The sequence below is a fragment of the uncultured Streptococcus sp. genome (genome assembly GCF_963516575.1).
GTDB lineage: Bacteria > Bacillota > Bacilli > Lactobacillales > Streptococcaceae > Streptococcus.
Genome location: NZ_CAUQCP010000082.1, coordinates 1 through 3,905, shown reverse-complemented (window position 1 = coordinate 3,905; position 3,905 = coordinate 1). Strand labels below are relative to the sequence as shown.

The 3,905-nt window shown below is 36.1% G+C and carries 3 protein-coding genes and 1 pseudogene; all 4 read left to right on the top strand.

Annotated elements, in window-relative coordinates:
• Window positions 1–263, top strand: a pseudogene (locus RWM06_RS09540) (GMP synthase (glutamine-hydrolyzing)); the annotation flags it as partial.
• Window positions 264–425: 162 nt separating this feature from the next.
• Window positions 426–1,364, top strand: coding sequence for a HaeIII family restriction endonuclease (locus RWM06_RS09535; RefSeq protein ID WP_313970941.1), 939 nt, complete (start codon window positions 426–428; stop codon window positions 1,362–1,364).
• Window positions 1,365–1,433: 69 nt separating this feature from the next.
• Entirely contained in the window at window positions 1,434–2,774 is a 1,341-nt protein-coding gene (locus RWM06_RS09530; RefSeq protein ID WP_313970940.1) for a DNA (cytosine-5-)-methyltransferase, read from the top strand.
• Window positions 2,775–3,112: 338 nt separating this feature from the next.
• Window positions 3,113–3,905, top strand: a 793-nt coding sequence (locus RWM06_RS09525) for a peptidase U32 family protein (protein ID WP_313970939.1), incomplete at its 3' end; no start/stop codon positions are given.

Sequence of the window (3,905 nt, the reverse complement as noted above, 5' to 3'; positions counted from 1 at the left end):
GCCTTGACCGCGATATCTGGCAATACTTCACAGTTAATACAGGTGTTCGTTCAGTTGGGGTTATGGGTGACGGTCGTACGTACGACTACACAATCGCAATCCGTGCTATTACCTCTATCGATGGTATGACTGCTGACTTTGCCAAAATTCCTTGGGATGTCCTTCAAAAAATCTCAGTACGTATCGTAAATGAAGTGGATCACGTTAACCGCATTGTCTACGATATCACAAGTAAACCACCAGCAACCGTTGAGTGGGAATAATAGATAAGAGTAACTTAGGCTAAGAATCCTTGATTTAACAGCATTTTTGTTGTTGTAAATGGTATTTAAATAATATAGATACATTTGGATTGTCGCCAAAGTGTCGCCAAAAGAAGCTCTTAATTTGAGCTTCTTTTATTTTTTTGAAAGGAATCTAAAAACATGTCCAAAGGTAAAGCATTCGAATACACTACTGCAGTTTCATTTTGTCAATATTTACGTAACAATGGTGGAAGGGCTCAAATCATAAATGATAATAATTTCAAAAATGTTGAAAAAGATTTTTTAGCATTACATCCAGAAGAACAATTAGATTTAATAAATGCTGCGGTCATTGGGTGTAGAGAAGTTTACAAGTTAGAAGCAGTGTTGCAAAATACTAGTGATGTCATTAACATTAGTATAGCTCCTGATTCATTTGGAATAAAAGGCGATGTTAGAGATGTTATTTTATGGAATGATAATTTCGAAATTGGAATTTCATGTAAGCATAATCATACAGCCCTAAAACATCAGAGGTTATCAAACAAAATTGATTTTGGACTGATATGGGCAAGACATCCAGTTTCTCAAAATTACTGGCAATCTATTAATCCAATTTTCACAATGCTAAGTGATTTTAATAAAAATAAAGTTAATTGGAAAGATTTAGCAAACTACGGAGTAAGTAAAGAAAATGATGTATACATACCTCTACTAACTCATTTTTTAAATGAATTCAACTTACTTGATAGAACCTATCCAGATTTAGCTCCAAAATTCATGGAATATCTAGTTGGTCGTAAAGATTTTTATAAATTTGTGATGGACGAGAGACATCGCAACTTAACCGTCTATGCCTATAATCTACATGGTAATTTAGGAGTTGGAAGTGGATTAGTACCTACTATTTCACTCCCAACAAGATTCATCAATAAATCTTGGAAAGTGAAAAATGACGGTACAACAAGTAATAATACTCTGATTATAGAAATGGATAATAACTGGACTGTAGCACTTAGGTTACATTCTGCTTCATCTACAGTAGAAAATAGCTTAAAGTTTGATAGTCAACCAATTAGTATACCTAATAATATTTTAACAATTTCTAATCCGTATTAAATACTGGCCTTTTTTTAATAATTATGGTATGCTATTTCTTGTAAATCTAATAGAACTAGGAGATAATATTTGGATAACACGATAATAAAAGATGAAACTACTCGTTCTAGAGGGAAATTCAAACCTGCACCAAACCTTTCTATTAATGAGGTTAAGAATGTATTATTCAAAAAAATTGAAGAAGAAACAAGTAAAATTATTGAGGATTCTTCTGATTATGAATTAATTCAACAAGTAGATTATCAGGATAATAAAATAAATGTTGTATCATTATTCTCAGGAGCTGGTGGTTTAGACTTAGGTACCGAATTGGCTGGGCTTGCTTCCGTCATTGGTGTACAAGAAGCTCTAAAAGTTTTTAATAATAGAGAGGAATTTCAACAGCTAAGGCACGAGAGTATTTTCCATACAATTTATACGAATGATATGTTCCTTGAAGCTAATGAAACCTATAGTATGAATTTCCCCTCTACTATTATCCAACATCAAAAAGATATCAGGAAGGTTGCTCATTTTCCAAACAATGAATTAACAATCGGTGGTTTCCCATGTCCTGGTTTTAGTGAAGCTGGGCCAAGATTAATTGATGATGATAGAAACTTTCTATACATACACTTCATTCGTGAACTAATGCAGGCACAACCAGCATTCTTTGTTGCTGAGAATGTAAAAGGTATGATGACTCTTGGTCAAGGAGAAGTATTAAAACAGATAATCGAAGACTTTTCAAGTGCAGGGTACACTGTTACTGCTCATTTAGTTAATGCACGCGATTATGGAGTGCCACAATCTCGAGAACGTGTTTTTTTGATTGGTGTACATAAAGAAAAAATTGAAAAGAAATATGGATACCGATATGAATTACCTTTACCTACTCATGGTAAAATGAATGAAATAGACTTATTTTCTAATAAACGACCTTGGGTAACATTACGAGAAGCAATTGGTGATTTAGAGAGTGACCCAGGTGAATATTTCGAGGGTTCATACAGTACAATCTATATGTCTCGAAATAGGAAAAAATCATGGGATGATCAAAGCTTCACAATTCAAGCAAGTGGACGTCAGGCACCTCAACACCCCGGTGGCAGTCCTATGACAAAGTATAAAGAAGATAATCACACCAGATGGCAGTTCAATGGAGAAAATAATAGACGACTTTCAGTCAAAGAAATAGCTCGGATTCAAACATTCCCAGATTGGTTTGAATTTAGTTTCGGTTCTCCTATTGGAAAATCTGGAAAACCAATTTCTAGAAACGCTCAAATTGACAAAGTATATAAACAAATTGGAAATGCTGTACCTGTACTACTTGCAAGAGCAATTATTCAACCAATAGCAGATTTCTTATATAATGAATATCTAAAAAAGAGGTTCATTGTCAACTGTAGTGGGTTGAAGAAAAGCTAATACTCTTCGAAAATTAAATTCAAACCACGTCAGCGTCGCCTTACCGTACTCAAGTACAGCTTGCGGCTAGCTTTCTAGTTTGCTCTTTGATTTTCATTGAGTATAAGATCATTTATGTATTTTCACTAGCCAGTATCTTTGGATACTGGTTTTTACTTTTCTAGACTTTTTGACTACCTGTTCAAACTGGGTTAATTTTCGACAGTTTATTAGTCATGATGCACAGCTTAAAAGATTAGAATTGTCAAAACAATTTGTCTAGGCTTGATTTTATGGCTTATTTACTATAAAATGAGAAGGAAATACGTCAAACTTTTATATTGCAAATAGGAGAAATCATGACAAAAACATTAAAACGTCCTGAGGTTTTATCGCCTGCAGGGACTTTAGAGAAACTAAAAGTAGCTGTTCAGTATGGGGCAGATGCTGTCTTTATCGGTGGTCAGGCCTATGGTCTTCGTAGCCGTGCAGGTAACTTTACCTTTGAACAGATGGAAGAAGGCGTACAGTTTGCGGCTAAGTACGGAGCCAAAGTATATGTAGCGGCTAATATGGTTATGCACGAAGGAAATGAAGAGGGAGCTGGTGAGTGGTTCCGTAAACTGCGTGATATCGGGATTGCAGCAGTAATCGTGTCAGATCCAGCCTTGATTATGATTGCAGCGACAGAAGCACCAGGTCTTGAAATACACCTCTCTACCCAAGCAAGTGCCACTAACTATGAAACTCTTGAGTTTTGGAAGGAACTGGGCTTAACTCGTGTTGTTTTGGCGCGTGAGGTTTCGATGGAAGAATTGGCAGAAATCCGCAAACGCACAGATGTTGAGATTGAAGCCTTTGTCCATGGAGCCATGTGTATTTCTTACTCTGGTCGTTGTACCCTTTCTAACCACATGAGTATGCGTGATGCCAACCGTGGTGGTTGCTCTCAATCTTGCCGTTGGAAGTACGACCTTTACGATATGCCATTTGGCCAAGAACGCAAGAGTTTGAAGGGCGAAATTCCAGAAGAATTTTCAATGTCAGCTGTTGACATGTCCATGATTGACCATATTCCAGATATGATTGAAAACGGTGTGGACAGTCTTAAGATTGAAGGGCGTATGAAGTCTATTCACTACGTATCAACAG

Bases quoted from the DNA above. Each gene is read 5' to 3' on its own strand.
- RWM06_RS09535 (WP_313970941.1), top strand. From the start codon at position 426: ATGTCCAAAGGTAAAGCATTCGAATACACTACTGCAGTTTCATTTTGT.